15 protein-coding genes and 1 tRNA gene are annotated in these 18,109 nt (G+C 47.4%); all 16 read left to right on the forward strand.

What is annotated here, in order from left to right:
* Positions 1 to 787: 787 nt before the first annotated feature.
* Positions 788 to 1,765 carry a TAXI family TRAP transporter solute-binding subunit gene (locus tag B147_RS0112310; RefSeq protein WP_026259627.1) on the forward strand — a complete coding sequence of 326 codons (978 nt, stop codon included), beginning with the start codon at positions 788 to 790 and terminating at the stop codon, positions 1,763 to 1,765.
* A gap of 99 nt (positions 1,766 to 1,864) precedes the next feature.
* Positions 1,865 to 3,184 (forward strand): ExeA family protein, encoded by a 1,320-nt coding sequence (locus B147_RS0112315; RefSeq protein WP_020587504.1) that lies wholly within the window; start codon positions 1,865 to 1,867, stop codon positions 3,182 to 3,184.
* Between the two features lie 341 nt (positions 3,185 to 3,525).
* Positions 3,526 to 4,197, forward strand: a complete 672-nt coding sequence (locus tag B147_RS28275) for a DUF1294 domain-containing protein (protein WP_020587505.1) — start codon at positions 3,526 to 3,528, stop codon at positions 4,195 to 4,197.
* A complete protein-coding gene (locus B147_RS33510) occupies positions 4,166 to 4,270 on the forward strand; it encodes a hypothetical protein (RefSeq protein WP_211216941.1) in 105 nt (34 codons plus the stop codon). Before B147_RS28275 ends, B147_RS33510 begins: the two co-directional genes overlap by 32 nt.
* A 43-nt stretch (positions 4,271 to 4,313) precedes the next feature.
* Positions 4,314 to 5,327, forward strand: coding sequence for a type I glyceraldehyde-3-phosphate dehydrogenase (locus B147_RS0112325; RefSeq protein WP_020587506.1), 1,014 nt, complete (start codon positions 4,314 to 4,316; stop codon positions 5,325 to 5,327).
* A 261-nt stretch (positions 5,328 to 5,588) separates the two neighbouring features.
* A complete protein-coding gene (locus B147_RS0112330; RefSeq protein WP_020587507.1) occupies positions 5,589 to 7,364 on the forward strand; it encodes a formate--tetrahydrofolate ligase in 1,776 nt (591 codons plus the stop codon).
* Between the two features lie 88 nt (positions 7,365 to 7,452).
* Positions 7,453 to 8,349, forward strand: coding sequence for a bifunctional methylenetetrahydrofolate dehydrogenase/methenyltetrahydrofolate cyclohydrolase FolD (gene folD, locus B147_RS0112335; protein WP_020587508.1), 897 nt, complete (start codon positions 7,453 to 7,455; stop codon positions 8,347 to 8,349).
* Positions 8,350 to 8,494: 145 nt separating this feature from the next.
* On the forward strand, positions 8,495 to 8,806 hold the full coding sequence (locus B147_RS0112340; RefSeq protein WP_020587509.1) for a DUF1844 domain-containing protein: 312 nt from the start codon (positions 8,495 to 8,497) through the stop codon (positions 8,804 to 8,806).
* Positions 8,806 to 9,696, forward strand: a complete 891-nt coding sequence (gene ispE, locus B147_RS0112345) for a 4-(cytidine 5'-diphospho)-2-C-methyl-D-erythritol kinase (protein WP_020587510.1) — start codon at positions 8,806 to 8,808, stop codon at positions 9,694 to 9,696. Before B147_RS0112340 ends, ispE begins: the two co-directional genes overlap by 1 nt.
* Positions 9,697 to 9,710: 14 nt before the next feature.
* A tRNA-Gln gene (locus tag B147_RS0112350) sits at positions 9,711 to 9,785 on the forward strand.
* A 45-nt stretch (positions 9,786 to 9,830) separates the two neighbouring features.
* Positions 9,831 to 10,769 (forward strand): ribose-phosphate diphosphokinase, encoded by a 939-nt coding sequence (locus B147_RS0112355; RefSeq protein ID WP_020587511.1) that lies wholly within the window; start codon positions 9,831 to 9,833, stop codon positions 10,767 to 10,769.
* Positions 10,770 to 10,828: 59 nt separating this feature from the next.
* Positions 10,829 to 11,476 carry a 50S ribosomal protein L25 gene (locus B147_RS0112360; RefSeq protein ID WP_020587512.1) on the forward strand — a complete coding sequence of 216 codons (648 nt, stop codon included), beginning with the start codon at positions 10,829 to 10,831 and terminating at the stop codon, positions 11,474 to 11,476.
* Positions 11,477 to 11,548: 72 nt separating this feature from the next.
* The gene (gene pth, locus B147_RS0112365; protein WP_020587513.1) at positions 11,549 to 12,127 is read left to right on the forward strand and encodes an aminoacyl-tRNA hydrolase; all 579 of its coding nucleotides are present in this window, start codon (positions 11,549 to 11,551) and stop codon (positions 12,125 to 12,127) included.
* A gap of 284 nt (positions 12,128 to 12,411) precedes the next feature.
* Complete coding sequence (locus B147_RS0112370) at positions 12,412 to 12,948, forward strand: CarD family transcriptional regulator (protein WP_020587514.1); 537 nt, start codon at positions 12,412 to 12,414, stop codon at positions 12,946 to 12,948.
* Positions 12,949 to 13,013: 65 nt separating this feature from the next.
* A complete protein-coding gene (locus tag B147_RS0112375) occupies positions 13,014 to 13,952 on the forward strand; it encodes an RluA family pseudouridine synthase (RefSeq protein WP_020587515.1) in 939 nt (312 codons plus the stop codon).
* Between the two features lie 185 nt (positions 13,953 to 14,137).
* Entirely contained in the window at positions 14,138 to 18,106 is a 3,969-nt protein-coding gene (locus B147_RS32910; RefSeq protein ID WP_020587516.1) for a DUF748 domain-containing protein, read from the forward strand.
* The last annotated feature ends 3 nt before the right edge of the window (positions 18,107 to 18,109 follow it).

Genomic DNA, 18,109 nt, shown 5'->3' on the forward strand with positions numbered 1-18,109 from the left:
CCGATGGCAATTCTTTCAATGACCCAATGAATAGATTTTTATTCTCCAAGATATCAAAATTGATCTTCACAGCTTCCTCCACAGTTCTTCATGTAGGCCGGAAGTGTATCAGATAAAAAAGACTCCGTCTATAATTTTATATGTCGCTGTCGTGTTAAAAGACCGGTTTTTAATAAAGGTCTCACACCTTGTGTGTGATGTAGCCGGGGTAAAAGAAATTGCCGGTGAATTGTCAAAAATTTTTTTAACCGCCTTAAAGACGATCCGGATTTCAAACCGGAACCGGATCTTGAGGATTAGCGGGGATTCTGGCAGATTTTCCGGCAAGTCCCTGGTATGCCGTCCCCAGGTGTAAAAAAACTCTGAGTTTTGCTTCCAATAGGGTTTTTGGCAGTCAGTCCTAATTGTTTATGCCGGCCCATAATTCGAATTGCACATTTTTTCCTATTTCTCTGTAAATAGAGAAAGCTATTTAAGTAAGTTCACACATTTTTTTCATAGTTTTTCGGCAATTGTGCCAGACTTTTCAATTATTCCTTATTGCTGCGTTATTGCTCCTTGACTTTGTGCTTTAATTTGGTAGACCATTTTGGATAAGAAGAGGTATCCGACACTGTTTTATAAAAAAGTCGCCGGTAAACCCGGGTTGTCACGTTCAACTTCCGTTGTGGAGCACGCCTCGGTTAAAAACCAAGTTGGTCCGAGGCCGTTATATCGGTCAGCGGAAGGACATCGTCTGACATAACTTTCACCTGGCTCAATGCCGGTACAATTTATGGGGGGCATTATGATTCGCAAACTCATTTTGGTATTGGTTATCCTGATGTGGACAACCATGTGCGGCACAGCATCGGCAGAAGACTTGGGCATAATCACCGGCGGCGCCAAAGGTACTTACTTCCAATTTGGCCTGAACCTGAGGGAATTGGGCAAAAAATTCGGATATAATATCCATGTATACAACTCCCGGGGATCCGTGGAAAACGTATATGCCGTGTACAAGCGCCCCAAGACCCAGATGGGGATTGTCCAGTCCGATGTGCTGGCATTTGTGCTTAAGGTGAAATCCAACAAAGTTCTGAAGCAGATCGCAAGAAAAACCAAAATGGTTTTTCCCTTGTATAACGAAGAGATCCATCTGCTGGGTAAAAACGAAATTGCGTCGTTTGATGACTTGGAGAACAGGCGGGTGGCCGTGGGCAAGGAAGGTTCGGGCACCTATCTCACTGCCAAGCTCCTTTTTGAGGTATCGGGCATCAAGCCCGCTCAAACCCTGGCCGTGGGCACGAACGAGGCCCTGGCCATGCTCAAGGCAGGCATCATCGACGCCATGTTCTACGTGGCCGGATTTCCCGTGGCTCTTTTTTCCGAGCATGTCTCAGCCGGAGACGGCTTGCACATCGTACCCATCGGGAACAAGAGTATTACCGAATTTTATCCCATCGCCCAGATTCCGGGCGGTACCTATCCATGGCAGAGCCAAGCCGTATCCACCGTTGCGGTAAAGGCTGTGCTGGTTTCATTTGATTTCAGGCGGAACAACTGCGACAATGTGGGAGAATTTGCCAATATTGTCTATGAAAATTTGGACTGGCTCCAACAAAACGGCCATCCAAAATGGAAAAGTGTAGATCTGGACTACCCTCTTAAAGGATGGGAGCAGTATGACTGCGTGAAGAAATACCGCAGACGCGGCAATTTTGGAGGAACGTCTCAGCCTATGGAAAAGAACCCGCTGCTGGATGCCATTAAGGAGATTCTATGATTCCGGCCTGGCGAAATTGGTCGGCTAAGGACCACAGATGAAATAAGGCAGACGAAATAAGGCAGACGAAATTGCGGTTCGATTAAGTGGAGGCACCCCATGTATTGCACCCATTTTAACCTGAAGAAAAAACCGTTCCAGCTCAGTTCGGATAACAGCTTTCTGTGGCTGGGTGACACCCATGCCAGGGCTTTAGGTCTTCTCAAGGCCGGCATTGACGGATCCCAGCGGTTGATGGTCCTCACTGGTGACATCGGTACGGGCAAGACCACACTGATCCATGAACTGCGTCAATGCCTGCCCCAAACCACCGCCGTGGCCCATGTCACCGATCCGAGCATTGAACTTGATTATCTGTTTCGTTCCATTGCCCAGGATTTGGGATTTGATGCACTTTATGGAGAAGGAGAAGAGTTTGCCCCGATACTGTCCGCTTTTTTAAACCGTCGGCACCAGGCCCGGGAAAAATGCCTCATCATCATTGACGAGGCCCACTTGATTCCGGAGCGATTCCTGGCACTGCTTCCCTCTTGGGTAAAAGTTGCACCGGACAAGACCCTCACGGTCATTCTCGCCGGTCAGTTGGAGCTTCACCAAGTCATGGAAGAAACCCTGGGGCGTTCTTGGAAAGAGCAGGTAGATGTCCGTGCCATGCTCTTTCCCTTGGAAGAAGAACAGACCCGGGACTATATCAACCGGCGCCTTGAACTGGCCGGTGCCGCACACAGTATTTTTACTCCGGGAGCTGTCCGGGAAGTACACAGATATACCAAGGGCATTCCCCGGCGTATTAACATCGCCTGCGACCAGGCCATGATCGCCGCTTGCGCCAAAGATATGCAAACCGTTGATGCCCAGATCTTTCATGAGGCCGTGGGGATTCTGGAACTCCCCCTGGTGCCGATGGCTGTCTCTCAACCGGCGCTGGTCGCTCCAAAATCCCGGCGGTCGGTAAGGGTTCTGCCAGCCCTGGCCGCAGCCGTTCTCCTGGTCGTCGTCGCCTATATCTCTTATTTCCGGGTGCTTTCCGTTCCGCCCCCTGAGGCTACGGCAGCCCATGGGGATCTGCCCGGAGCCGGAGCCCGGCTGGAGGCATTTCAGGCAGAATCCTACGAACCTGTGGAATCCCAGGCTGCTACCTTGGAACCTAGTAAAGTATCGCTGCTCCCCTCTGAACAGATCGTTGTTAAACCAAGAAGGAGTGCAGATATGGATGCGTTTATCAAAGAGGTCTTCATTATGCATAAGGCCGATTCTATGGCCCGAGTCCCAGATCCGTCCCACCAGCCATCGGCCCATAACGTACCGGCATCTGAAACGCCCGCCTCTGGCCCTGCCCACGAATCTGTCCGGGCCTCATCCGCCCAGCCGGAACCGGATGCCATCATCGACTGGCTTATAAAAGAAAAATCTCAATGATTTCCCTCTAAGGAATGAGTCTCTTGCAGAAATAATTTATCTGCAAGTCAATGTTCTATATGTTGTGGTTAGGATGACATGGTTAAACCATATGTTCTAATCCCGCTTACAGAAACGTTTTATCTGCAAGAGGCTCGAATGAATCCGAAATAATTTATACATCATCTAAAATTTCACTTGGCTTCGATATATTAAGCCATTTTAAATGGAAACCTTTGCGAATCATCTCGAATATGTGGTAAGGTTTTTATTGATCTCCTTAATTTTCAAGTGTTCTCCCGTCAGCAAAGTGGGTATGAAAGATAAATCAAAGATCCATTTGTCAACCATATAAAACCGAAATGAATTTAGAAACCGGCATCATATCAAACTGGAATAGAGAAAAAGGGTTTGGTTTCATAACACCAACATCTGGTGGAAAGTCATTATTTTTCCATATCAATGACTACAGCCGACGGCATAGATATCCTATTGAAAACTTAAAAGTACAATATGCCAAAGCAACTGACCAAAAAGGTCGGGTATGTGCAATTGGTGTTGCGCCATTGGCAGGGCATAAAAACGGTAGTCGGGAACTATGGCAAAAATTTTTTTCCTTGGTGCTGTTTGGTTTTTTCTCTTTCGTTTTATTTTACCTCTTTGATTCAAAGTTAATTCCCATAGAGCTGGTTTGCCTGTATGCCGTCATGAGTGTTACTGCATTTGTGATGTATGCAAAAGATAAAAGTGCGGCACAAGGGGGTAAATGGCGTACTGCTGAGCGTACATTGCATGTATTGTCGTTATTAGGGGGGTGGCCGGGAGCCAATGTTGCACAAAGTTTTTTAAGGCACAAATCTAAAAAAGTATCTTTTCGAATCACGTATTGGGTAACTGTCATCGCAAATTGCAGTGTTCTGTATTGTTTAACCACACCAAGGGGAGGTGTTTGGTTAAACCGTTTTATACGGAACATCTGCGCTTTGTGGGATGGGATTTACCATGAGCTTCTTCATTGGCTCTCTCGCCTGTGAAGAAACAGGCGTTAACCTTTTAAATCAGGCATGCGACTTTATCTTGACACAGGCTGTAATTCCCGGGTATTAAAAGAGTTTTTTTTATTAACCCAAACGGTTCAGGAAGTCTGGTAATGGCATATAAGATAGCAGTGAACGGATATGGAAGGATCGGACGTTGCGTGGTGCGTGCCCTTTACGAGTCCAGGGCATACAGAGAAAAACTTTGTCTTGTGGCTATTAATGAAACCTGGCATCCGGATACGGTGTATCATTTAACCCGGTTTGATTCCACCCATGGGCGGTTTCCCGCAGATGTGAAGAAAACTGCCCGGGGGATGTCCATTGAAACCGATGAGATTTGCCTGCTCCAGGAAAAAGATATTGAGCGCCTGCCCTGGAAGGACCTTGGGGTGGACGCGGTCCTGGACTGCACCGGGATTTTTAATGACAGGCAGGCCGCTCAACGGCATATCCTGGCCGGTGCTGCCAAGGTTATTTATTCTCATCCCGGCAAGGATGAAATGGATGCCACCATTGTATACGGGGTGAATCATAACAATCTGAAAGCCGGACATGCCGTTATTTCCAATGCCTCCTGCACCTCTAACTGTCTGATTCCCATTTTAAGTGTCATTGATGCTGTGCTTGGCATCGACAGCGGCTCAATTACCACCATTCATTCTGCTATGAACGACCAGCCCGTGATCGACGCATATAATACGGATCTGCGAAAAACAAGGTCTGCCCTGCAATCCATAATTCCGGTGACTACATCTCTTGCAAAGGGAATCGGCAAGTTTCTGCCCCATCTGGGCAACAGATTTGAAACCCTGGCCATCCGGGTCCCTACCACCAATGTTTCCATCATGGACATTGCCCTTGTGGTGGCGGCGGATACGGATGCCGATCAGGTCAATGGCCTGCTTGCCCGGGCTGCAGAATCCGATTTACAAGGCATTTTAGGGGTGAATGATGAACAACTGGTGTCCTGTGATTTTAACCATGATCCCAGGTCCGCCATTGTTGATTTGTCCCAGACCCGGGTATCGGGATCACGGCTCGTAAAGATTCAGGCATGGTTCGACAATGAGTGGGGGTATTCCAACAGAATGCTTGACACCACAATTGCCGCCCTTAATAAATAGTGTCTGAGCGAAAACCTGGAAATTTTGTTGAGTACAAGGCGGGCTCAAATTTTAACCGGAGGAATATATGAAGTATTTCGAGGATTAAAATTTGCGACCAACGCCGTAATCGGCAAAATTTGCGGTTTTCGGTCGGGCACTAAATAACAGCCATGGGCTGCTGACCTGGCCTATCAATACCCAGGCTCAACCCACAACAAAAGTTGAAAGCGCTGTGTGGATAATAAAGACTTTTTTTAAAAAAAGTAAAGGAGGTTGGCTATGGCGTTGGATCCAACCAAACATGCAGATTGGGAAATTGCAGAAGATGCAGAAAAACGGATGCTCACCATTTATAAAATTGGTGAAAAACTTGGATTAACCAAAGAAGAACTGCTGCCCCATGGGCATTACATTGGCAAAATTGATTTCATGAAAGTACTTGACCGGCTGAAAAACAAGCCCAACGGAAAGTATATTGATGTCACCGCCATTACCCCCACCCCCCTTGGCGAAGGTAAATCCACTTCCGCCATAGGGCTGGTGCAGGGCCTTGGAAAACTGGGAAAAAGTGTTTCTGCGGCCATTCGTCAGCCGTCAGGCGGCCCGACCATGAACATCAAGGGATCTGCCGCCGGCGGCGGTCTGTCCCAGTGCATTCCTTTGACGCCCTTTTCTTTAGGGTTTACCGGCGACATCAATGCCATCATGAACGCCCATAACCTGGCCATGGTTGCTCTGACTGCCCGTATGCAGCACGAAAGAAACTATACGGATGAGCAGCTGGAGCGCCTCTCGGGCATGGAGAGAATCGATATTGATCCCACCAACATCGAAATGGGCTGGGTCATGGATTTCTGCTGCCAGGCCCTGCGCAACATCATCATCGGTATTGACGATGTAAACGGCAAGTTCGACGGTTTTATGATGAAATCCAAATTCGGTATTGCCGTGTCTTCGGAAGTTATGGCCATTCTCTCCCTGGCCACCGACCTTAAGGACATGCGTGAAAGAATGGGCAAGATCGTTGTGGCATACACCAAAAAAGGTAAACCGGTTACCACCGAAGACTTAAAGGTTGCCGGTGCCATGACCGCCTGGATGGTTGATGCTATGAAACCCTCTTTGATGCAGACCCTGGAGGGCCAGCCTGTTATTGTTCATGCCGCGCCGTTTGCAAACATCGCCATTGGCCAGAGCTCCATCATTGCCGACAAAGTCGGCTTGAAATTGGCTGATTACCACGTGACCGAATCAGGCTTTGGTGCCGGTATCGGTTTTGAAAAATTCTGGAACCTGAAATGCCGTTACTCCGGGTTGACACCAGACTGTGCAGTTGTTGTTGCAACGATCCGTGCCTTGAAGTGCCATGGCGGCGCACCTGTGCCTATTCCGGGTAAACCCATGCCCGAAGCGTACAACTCCGAAAACGTTGAATGGGTTGAAAAAGGATGCGTTAATCTCATTCATCATATCCGCAACGTGCGTAAAGCCGGCATCTCTCCGGTTGTTTGCATCAATGCGTTCTATACCGACACTGACGCTGAAATCGCCAAGGTGCGTGATATGGTCGAAGCTGAAGGTGCAAGGGTGGCGCTTTCCCGGCACTGGGAAAAAGGCGGCGATGGTGCCATTGAATTTGCCGAGGCCGTTGTGGACGCATGTGAGGAGAAAACCGAATTTAAGTTCCTCTACATGCTGGATATGCCGCTTAAACAAAGAATCGAACTGATTGCCAAAGAAGTTTACGGTGCCGATGGTGTTGATTACTCTCCTGTTGCCGACAGGAAACTGGCTCAACTCCAGGCCGATCCGGACGTTACTAAGATGGGGGTGTGTATGGTGAAAACCCACCTGTCCTTGTCTGATAACCCTGGGCTTAAGGGCGCCCCCAAGGGGTGGCGCCTGGCCATCCGTGAAGTTTTGATTTATAGAGGCGCAGGGTTCATTGTTCCAGTTGCCGGGGATATTTCTTTGATGCCGGGGACCTGTTCCAACCCGGCTTTTAAACGCATTGATGTTGATGTTGAAACCGGTAAGGTTCAAGGTATATTTTAATTTTTAAGTTCAAGATTTAACCAGCCCGGTAAAGAAAACGGCGTTGTCCGTTGTTTTCCCCTTGCCGGACCATATCAGGAGAAAGTGCATGACCGCAGAAATCATCAGCGGAACCGAGATTAGAAAGACTATTCTGGCTGAAATTAAGGCCGATGTTGAAAAGATGAAGGCCAAACACGGCAAAGTGCCTGGCCTGGCAACTATTCTTGTGGGCAAAGACCCGGCGTCTATCAGTTATGTAACCTTGAAGGTAAAAACCGCGTTGTCGGTTGGATTCAATGAAATTCAGGATGATCAGCCCGAAGATATCAGCGAAGCAAATCTATTGGCTTTAATCGATAAATACAACAATGATCCCGACATCCACGGTATTCTGGTTCAGTTGCCGCTACCCAGGCATATTGACGAAAAAAAAGTGATTAATGCCATCAATCCGGACAAGGACGTGGATGCATTCCATCCGGCTAATGTGGGCAGTCTGATGATCAACTGCGATGAAGCTAAATTTTTGCCCTGCACCCCGGCCGGTATCCAGGAAATGATTGTCCGTTCAGGCACCCAAACATCCGGTGCCGAGGTCGTTGTGGTCGGCCGTTCCAATATCGTGGGCAAACCCATTGCCATGATGCTGGCCCAAAAAAGTGTTTGTGCCAACGCGACTGTAACCATTGTTCATACAAGGACCAAGGATCTTGCCGCCCATTGCAAACGTGCTGATATTCTGATTGTTGCAGCCGGCGTACCTGGTCTTGTTAAACCTGAATGGATCAAGCCGGGGGCCACTGTTATTGACGTCGGCGTTAACCGTGTGGGTGTGAACGAAGCCACCGGAAAAGCCATCCTTAAAGGTGACGTGGACTTTGATGCAGCCAAGGAAATTGCAGGAAAGATCACCCCTGTTCCCGGTGGCGTCGGCCCCATGACCATTGCCATGCTCATGAAAAATACCCTGAGGGCCGCCCAGTATGCTTTGGGAGATTTATAGTTTAAAATTGAAAGTTTATCTGCCGGGTATGGATTGACAGCGCCTAAAGGTCATGGCAGATTCTTTTATCCCATGATATAACGGCAGTGGATATCGTAATATTGTGGGGTGGATAAACCTTTTGTTGTGACAAGAAGGAGGAAAAATGGCTCAGGGAGATGGATTTGTAATGAATGAGGCGCAAACCGATGGATCAGCCTCTGGAGGCGCATTACCCAAGATAGATTTTTCAAGTTTTATTTTGTCGTTGTATTCATCCGGTCTTGTTCAGCTTGGAACGGTGGAGGATCCCTCCACCGGGAAAAAAACAAAGGATCTGGAAATGGCTAAACATACCATTGAGATGATTGCAATGCTTCAGGAAAAAACTTCAGGCAACCTGACTGGGGATGAAGAAAACTTGCTTAAAGCCTTGCTCAGTGAACTGCGCATGGCCTATGTGAAAGCTAAGGGCTGATGCCGGTGCACCTTTCTCCTGCTAAAATTAATTTGTTTCTTTATGTCACGGGCCGGCGGGCGGATGGTTACCACGAGCTGTTTTCCCTGATGGCTCCTTTGACACTTGCCGATCGTCTGGAAATTGTCCGGTCAGGCAGTGGCATTAGGGCGGTGTGCAGCCATCCGGATGTGCCCGAAGATGATACGAACTTGGCATGCAGGGCGGCAGCCCTTTTCAGGTCTGCGATGATTGAAAAAAAAGGGGATCCCGGTTTTCATCATCTGACCATTTTTATTGATAAAAAAATCCCTGTGTGCGGTGGGCTTGGCGGGGGCAGTTCCAATGCAGCCTGTGTGCTGCTGGCCTTAAATGAATATAGCGAAACGCCGTTTTCCACAGAAGAACTGATGTATTTAGGCTTGACCTTGGGGGCGGATGTACCTTTTTTTATTATCAACGGGCCGGCGTTCGCCTCCGGTGTCGGGGAAAAGCTTGTTCCTTGTAAGCAGATGCCTGGCCTGTCGGTGATTATTGTTAATCCGGGTGTGGCTGCCTCGACAGTAAATGTTTTCAGAAAGTTGGAATTTGGATTGACATTCACTCCTTCATATATTATAAATCCGAGTTCGAATGCACTGCCATTCGGAATAAAACTTGATGGCAGGGAAATTTTGCATAACGATCTTGAAGGACCGGCATGCAGTTTATACCCTGAGATCGGTGTTGCAAAAAAAGAGGTGGCGTTATTGCTGCAAAGAAATGTATATATGTCTGGAAGCGGCTCGTCTCTTTTTGCTCTTTATTCGGACCACGATGTGGCCGAAAGGGATTATGAACAGCTTTTGAAGGCCCGGTCGGAAAATATGAAATTTGTTTTTCTTTCCAGGATTGGGTTTTTGGACGGCTGATGTAAATAAAGTTTTGGGGCGTCGTCAAGTGGTAAGACACAGGGTTTTGATCCCTGCATTCAGAGGTTCGAATCCTCTCGCCCCAGCCAAAATTTTAAAAGGCCAGGAATGGTTAGAAAACAAAGAGGTTTATTATGAACGGCCTGTCAATTTTTGCCGGAAACTCCAATGCCCCCCTTGCAGAAAGAATATCGGAATATTTGGCCAAACCTCTGGGGCGATTGAAAGTCAACCGGTTCAGTGACGGGGAAACCCAGGTTGAGATTCATGAAAATGTACGTCGACGGGAAGTCTATGTCATTCAATCCACATGCAAGCCTGTCAACGACAATTTGGTGGAGCTTCTTCTGCTCGTCGATGCCTTCAGACGCTCTTCTGCTGCACGGGTGACGGCTGTAATTCCCTATTTTGGTTATTCCCGCCAAGATAAGAAGGTTGCGCCCCGGGTGCCCATCAGTGCCAAGGTGGTTGCAGAACTGCTTGAAACTACCGGTGTTGACAGGGTTATCACCATGGACCTGCATGCCGGACAAATCCAGGGCTTTTTCAATGTGCCCGTGGATAATCTTTATGCTGCCCCCATTATTATTGACGATATAAAAACTCGTTTCAGTGATAATATTGTTGTCGTTTCTCCGGACGCAGGCGGAGTGGAGCGGGCCAGAGCCTATGCCAAGCGCTTGGATACCGGCCTTGCCATCGTGGATAAACGCCGCAGTGCACCCAATCAGGCCAAGGCCATGGCCATCATCGGAGATGTGGAGGGCAAAATTGCCTTGGTCATTGACGACATGGTGGACACCGCGGGCACTCTGACCGAGGCTGCCGGCGTTATCAGGGAAAAGGGTGCCAAGGAAGTGCATGCCTATTGTACCCATCCGGTATTGTCAGGTCCGGCCATTGACAGAATAACACAATCATCTTTGAGCTCCCTTGTTGCAACGGATACCGTCCCCTTGTCGGAAGAGGCCCGTTCCTGTGACAAGATAAAGACGCTTTCCATTGCAAAACTTGTCGGAGAGGCGATTATGCGCAGCTACAGGGGAGATTCTGTAAATTCTTTATTTGTATAAAAAGATATATTTGATCAACCTGTCTTTTGTGTGAAAGGGCAGGTACGAAAGGTTTAAGCATGGAACTTATAGAACTAAGTGTCGCAAAAAGAGAGGGCACCGGAAAGGGTGCTGCCAGAAGATTACGGGCAGACAATGCTATCCCGGGCATTGTTTATGGCGCAAAAAAGGAGCCTGTAAAGCTGTCGATTGATGTTACCGCCTTTGATAAGGTGATCCGGGAAAATGGTACCACAGGTCTTTTTTTTGATTTGAACATCGAAGGGGACAGTGCTAGGAGTGTTATGCTCAAGGAGATTCAGATGGATCCCTTTGGCCTGCGCTACCAGCATATTGATTTCCATGAAATTGATATGGATAAAAAAGTGTCCATCGTCGTTCCGGTTGAGACCGAAGGTGTCAGTGCCGGCGTTAAGGAAGGCGGGATGCTCCAGATTATCCGTCGTGAGCTTGAAGTTATTTGCAAACCCAAATTTACCCCTGAAAGTATCAAACTCGATATCTCGGCATTGGAGATCGGGGACGGCATTCATGTGGAAGATATTGACCTGGGTGATGAAATTGAGATTCCCTTTGATAACAATTTTACAGTAATCACCATTGTTCCGCCTGAAAGTGATGCAGGCGAGGACGAGGAAACTGAAGACCAAGCTGAAATTGGTGAAGTTGCTGAAGCGGCTGAAGAAGCCAAAGCTGCTGCTGAATAGACACAACGTTTTTTATGTTTCCGTTTTGTCTTTGCCTCAGCACTTTTTGATTTTAGATTCTTCGTATAGTTCATGTCTGACTCAAAACGATTATTAGCGGGTCTGGGAAATCCTGGAGATCAGTATTCCCGGACCCGTCATAATATAGGCTTTGATGTTGTTGATGCTTTGGCGAGTCGGGCCGGATGCCGTGTAAACAAGGAAAAATTCAATGCTGCTTACATCGGCACACGTATGGGGCTCCAGGATATCATTCTGGTCAAGCCCCTTTCTTATATGAACAAAAGCGGTATTCCCATCCAGAAGCTGGCAGCGTATTTCAAAATCGATATCGCGGATATCATCGTGGTTCATGACGATATGGATCTTGCCTTTGGAAAGATTAAGATTGTGCAGGGCAGGGGGCATGGCGGCCATAACGGCATCCGTTCAATTATTGATGCCTTTGGCCAAAAGGCATGTGTCCGGGTTCGGGTGGGTATTGGCCGGCCCGGAAGTGACAGGTCCGTGACCGGACATGTTTTGGGTAAATATGCCCCGGATGAGCAGGCCTGTCTGGATCAGGTTATTGATGATGCCTGTGATGCCTGTCTCGCGATCCTGGAAAAAGGGGTGATCAAGGCCATGAATATCGTTAATTCTTCTCGGTAACAAGCTTTCCTCTATTTCTCCCACGTTTCATTCTTTTTGCTAAAAGGTTCATTCTAAGAGAATCGGTCCAGAATCTGCTGCATTGATCCTTTCATTGTCCTTATAATGTGTCGTTTTCTATCTCCTCGAAGCAGGTACGTTCACAACTTATTGATTCTTATTAATTAGGATTGTTGCCTTTAAATTTAAAATTACTGATTAATAATGTTGACAATATTGTTTAGATATGGTTCTCTGCCTGAGAATGGATAACGTGTATCTTTAAAATAATAAGGTAGGCATAAATGGCAAAACAATCTGGGACAACGAAGGCTAAAGAAAATTGCAAGTCAACCAAAACAGCGTTTTCAAAGGGCGACATGGCGGTCTATCCTGCACACGGTGTCGGCTGTATTGAATCCATAGAAAGCCAGGAGATAAATGGGGATACTTTGAATTTCTACATGATGAAAATTGTGGAAAACGGTATGACAATCATGATCCCTACATCCAATGTTGAATCCGTGGGTTTGCGCGAAGTAATTCCTGAGACTGAAGTGGCTCAGGTTTACGAGGTTATGCAGAAAAAGGCTCAGGCCAGTGACAACCAGACTTGGAACCGTCGTTACAGAGAGTACATGGATAAGATTAAAACCGGTTCTATTTATGATGTGGCCGAGGTCTTCAGGGATCTTTTTCAGCTTAAGCTTGAAAAAGACCTTAGTTTTGGCGAAAGAAAACTTCTTGATACTGCCCAGAATCTTTTGGTCCAGGAACTTTCCATGGCCAAAGATGTTGATGAAGCGCACATGATTAAAGAGATCGAAAATCTGTTCAACTAAATACCTTAATTCTGATACAGCAAACATACCGGCAGGTGTTACCCCTGCCGGTTTTGTATTTTTATATGCACATAAAAATAGAAATTCCACCTGATCAGGCAGGTCTCAGACTTGACCAGGCCGTTGTTGCTTCCCAATCCCAACTGTCCCGCTCCAGGGTTGCCGGCCTGATTTCCCAGGGTATGATTTTGGTGAACAACGGGTGTAAACGCCCAGGTTATAAAGTTAAGCCAAGAGACTTGGTTGAAGGGGATGTTCCCTCATCGGATCAGTTGAGTAGAAAACCACTCCTCCCGGAATTTATCCCTTTGGATATCCTTTACGAGGACGACTATATCCTAATGATTGATAAGCCTGCAGGTCTTGTGGTGCATCCCGGAGCAGGAAATGATTCCGGTACCCTGGTCAACAGTTTGATTGCACACCATCCGGTTTTCTGCGAACAAGGCTGGGACAAAGAACGCCCAGGTATTGTTCACCGTCTGGACAAAGACACCTCGGGGCTGATGGTCATCGCCAAAACCCTGAAGTCCCTTGAATTTCTTCAAAAAGAATTTAAACAACGGCGGGTGGAAAAGCACTACCTGGCCCTGGCCCGGGGAGAAAATATTCCGGATGCAGGGGTGATCGAGCGTCCCATTGGCCGGCACCCCCATCATCGTATGCGCATGGCCGTCCTGGATGAAATCGGCAGATACGCAAAAACTCAGTTTCGTGTAATAAAACGGTTCAATTCAGGGTGTCTTATGGATGTCCGTCTTTATACAGGCAGAACCCATCAAATTCGCGTTCATTTTTATGACCAGGGCATGCCACTGTTCGGCGACTGCGTCTACCAGGAGCGAAGGTTCCGGAAAAAAGACCCTATGGCGCCGCGTCAGATGCTTCACTCCCGGACTTTATCCTTTCGTCATCCCTATTCAGGTTTGCGTCTGCATTTTGAAGCTGCCATGCCCGAAGATTTTAAAACCACTTTGCTGCATCTATCCGGTGCATCCCAATAGAAATTGAGATGTTTTTATTTTTCAAGGGATAACTTTTTTGCGCAAAGGCATATACCATGATATATGTGATGATTAAGGCTTTGTAAAAGCATACGAATTTGGATCAAACCATGGCTTTTTATGAACGGAACTGAGGACTCTATCCGGTATCTGGACTGGAAAAGACGGCTGTTTGGGGAGAAGTGATGAAGAAATATTTTACGGTAAAAAAAGTGGCCTTAAGTGCTGCCGCCCTATTTATCTTTTATCTGCTTTTAACAGGACTTGTGGCGCCCTGGGCCGGAAAACGCATCGCTGTAAATTCTTTGACCGAAACCCTTGGAAGGCAAACCCGGATTGAATCCATATCGTTTAATCCGTTCACCCTGGAAGCCCGGGTTAAAAATTTTTCCATTGAAAGTAAAATCAATGGGGAAAATTTAGCCTCGGTTCAAGAGATTTATCTTAACCTGTCCACCACCTCCTTGTTTCATCTGGCCCCGGTGATTTCGGATATTCAGGTGACGGCACCTGAATTTTCCCTTCATTTGAATAAGGACAACACCTTAAATATTTCAGATCTGCTTGAAGGGCAAAAGACAACGGCCGCACCGGAGCCGGAGACCGCCGAAGATGAGCCCGGCGCTTTGTTTGAAATCAAGGTGTCTAATGTAAAAATTACGGGCGGGGCCCTGGTTTTCACCGATCATATCCGTTCCGTCACTCATTCAGTGGCGCAGTTAAATTTTGATCTTCCCTTTGTCAGTACCATGGAAAAGGATCTGGCAACGCCTATCAAGGCAGTTATGAGTTGCCTGATGGATAAGGCCCGGGTGGATGTCGATGTAACGGGTGTTCCTTTTGATGTCACCCGTAAACTGTCGTTTTCACTGAATATGCTGCCATTGGATCTCAACACGTTTGCTCCCTATATTGATCTGCCGGCGCCCTATAAAATCAAATCCGCCGGTAACCTTGCCCTGACCGTTTCAGGCCAATATGAGATTCCGAACGGAAAAGCCGCTGAAGACCAAATGCTTGCCGTTAACCTGAAGACTTTAGTCAAAAATATAGATCTGGACAGTGTAGCCGGGGGCAATTTGTTTGCCTGTCCTCAGCTGACGGTGGAGGCTTCATCCCGGAATGTATTTGATATGAATTTTCTGGTGGACAAGATGTCCATTGGCCAGGCCTCTTTGTTTGTTGAACGCAATGCCCAGGGGGGTATCAATCTGATTCCCCCTGGGCCGGGAACAAAAGCGGCATCCCCACCCCAAACATCTACCCGGACGCCGGACGCATTAAATTCCGGCACCCAGGCAGAAGTCTCCCCGGATCAGGCTGCCCAAGCCGATACGGCGGCAGCTGAAAATGAAACGACTCAGGCCGATGAGATTCAATCTCCGGCTGTCTCTGCTGATTATTCAAAGATCGATGGTGCGGATGCTGCCCCCCCGGTGCCCCATACTGTAGCCAACGAAAATGTGCCGGCATCGTCCGAACAAATTGCAGAGATCCCGTCCGAAACCGATACCGGAGGGGTGCCGGTCATTCAGAATCAGGCGGCCCCGGTGCAAGAAAACAACGACTCTTTAAATCCGGTCATTGCACTATCTTTGCCCTTTACTGTGACTATCAATCAGGCCGCCGTGAAACGCATGCATATCCGTTTCAGGGATAAGATGGTATCACCAGAGGTGGTTAAAGAGATCTCCAGCCTGGATTTTATCCTCACTGACGTACACTTAGGTGCCAAGGCCGCAGGAAAGTATGACCTTCACATTTTGACCGGGGATGACGAAGAGATAAAAACGGCCGGGGATTTTCATATTCAAAATGATCTGGCTGTCAACGGCACTGTTTCCGTGAACGGCATTGACCTTAATAATTTTCGCCCCTATCTGGCACCCTATCTTGGCGATAATGTCACCCTTGAAAATGTAGCCGCTGCACTGAACTTTAAGGTGGGGCTGTCCCAGGCGGGTTTAGGTGTAAATATCGCCGACGGCCGGGTAATCCTTGATAAATTCGGTCTGACGGAGCAGGGCAAAAAAGAGCCCCTGGCGCAGTTCGATCAACTGGCATTATCCCGGATTTCCTGCAACCTTTTAAAACAGGAGGCAGAGGTGGGCCTTGTGGAATTGCATAAGGCCCAGGTTGAGGTTAACCGGGACAAAAACGGCCGGATGGATCTGCTTACAGCGATTGAGCAGGCCCTGAAAACAGGAGCGGATTCCGGCCAAACGGTTACGACAGCTAAACCTGTACAAACAAAACAGGCCTTAACCACGCAGGGTGAGCAGAACGTGTCTGCACCGGCCTGGATTGCAACGATTCATAAAACGGTTTTAGACCGGTGTCAGGCTCAGTTCATTGATCAGGCAAAGAAAGAGCCGGTGAAAGTGATTATGAAAGACATTGGTGTCACCGTTGAAAATATTTCCACAAAAAAAGGGGAAAAAGCAACCTTCAAAGCATCCATGACCAATAAGAACGAGGGAGAAATTAACCTTGACGGAAGCTTTGACATTTCAGGTCCTGCGGCAACGGTAAACATTGACCTCAACCGGATTGACGTGAATACGGCAGAACCTTATTTTACTGATTTTTTGAAGATTTCAATATCCAAGGGTTATCTCGACACCAAGGGAACCGTGGTCATGACCCCGGCCAAAAAGAAAAATGATCCGCCAACGATCACATACAAGGGCCGGGTTTCCCTTAATAATTTTTTGTCTAAAAACAAGGTGGATGACACAGATTTCTTTGCATGCAAATCGTTGTATGCCACGGGCATGGATATTTCAGTAAACCCCATGAAGGTGATAATTAAAGAAATCGCGCTGACCGATTTTTATCAGCGGGCTATACTGAACAAAGACGCCCAACTCAATTACAAAGAGATCATGGTAGAACAGCCCGAAGACAAAACCGCGGCAAAAAATAAACCCAAGAACAGGGCGGCATCGGGTAAGGAGAACGGCAGTGCGATGCCCGATATCCGCATTGATGCCATTACCCTGCAGGGTGGCCATATCAATTTCAGCGATTACTTTACCAAACCCAATTTTACCGCCAACATGACCGAGATTGCAGGCAGCCTCACAGGACTGTCATCCAGGGGCAATACACATGCCCAGCTTGTACTCAAAGGTGTCCATGGCGGGTATGCACCTTTGGATATTACAGGGCAGGTGGATCCTCTAAAAGACAATCGTTTTGTTGATCTGACCATCTCCTTTAAAAATATCGAGCTGCCTAAATTTAATGTCTATTCCAAAAAGTTTCTGGGGTATGAAATTGAAAAGGGAAAACTGATCCTGGATTTGCATTACAATATAGATCAGGATAAGCTGAATTCAAGCAATCGCGTCCTGTTTGACCAGTTGACTCTGGGCAAGAAAGTGGACAGTAAGGATGCAACCTCTCTTCCTATTGAATTCGCCATTTCCTTACTTAAAAATTCCAAGGGCGAAATTGACCTGGATCTGCCCATTACCGGGGATATCAGTGATCCCAAATTTCATTTCGGAAAAGTTGTGGGAACGGTTCTGAGAAATTTCATTATGGGAATTGTGACGGCCCCGTTTAAATTTTTAGGCAACCTTGTGGGTGTCGGCAGTGGTCAGGATCTGGGATATGTGACGTTTGATCCGGGAAAAAGCCGGCTTGGTCAGGCCCAGAAAGAAAAACTGGACAAGCTTATAACGGTTCTGGGTAAAAAACCGAGCCTGAAGCTTGAAATCATGAGCCTGTACAATAACCGATACGATGGTGAGCAGTTAAGATATGAGGCTTTTGAAGCCATGGTCTTGTCCTTGGACAAAAAATTGCCCGCAGACGGTACGGTGAAACTGGCTGATTTGGATGAAGAGAAACGTACCCGTCTCATTGAAAAGTCTTATGACAGGGCCCAGTTCCCCAAACCCAGGGACGCATCCGGAAAGGAAAAAGAGTTGACTCTTGATGAAAAAGAAAAGCTTCTGGTTACCAGCATGCCCCTGGATGGGGATGCCTTAAGTGCGCTTGGGCGGGAACGTGGGCATGAAGTCGCTCGTTATCTGACAGAAACGGGCAAGATTGATATAAGACGTGTCTTTGTTACAGAGCCTGATCCTGTTGCTGAAGATGAAGAAAATAATGCCAGGATTAAGGCGACATTTAATTTGAAATGAGGA

Source organism: Desulfobacter curvatus DSM 3379 (genome assembly GCF_000373985.1).
Taxonomy (GTDB): Bacteria; Desulfobacterota; Desulfobacteria; order Desulfobacterales; family Desulfobacteraceae; genus Desulfobacter; species Desulfobacter curvatus.